Genomic DNA, 263 nt, shown 5'->3' with positions numbered 1-263 from the left:
AAAAGCAATCAGCAAGCCGAACTTGCCACAAAAATACAGCAGCACAATACCGACATAATGGAACTTTTACATGTCATTAGTCAGCACACGAATGATAAAGACAACACTGACAGTACTATTACCATGTTACTACAACCATTACTTGCGATGGGCAGTGATAACGACATCGCGCAAACACTTGCTGATAGTAAAGACAAGTTAAATCAGTATAAAAAAGAAATCGCAGATACTTTAGAACGCTACGAAAGCTACAGTGAAGACAT

The 263-nt window shown here is 38.4% G+C and carries 1 protein-coding gene; it reads left to right on the top strand.

Features of this window, described 5'->3' with window-relative positions; genetic code table 11:
• A partial coding sequence (locus SB749_RS19830; protein WP_410711816.1) for a hypothetical protein occupies window positions 1-263 on the top strand: 263 nt, incomplete at both ends.

It is taken from the genome of Brevibacterium sp. SIMBA_078 (assembly GCF_046534565.1).
Classification (GTDB): Bacteria; Actinomycetota; Actinomycetes; order Actinomycetales; family Brevibacteriaceae; genus Brevibacterium.
This window is presented reverse-complemented; position numbering and strand designations above follow the sequence as displayed.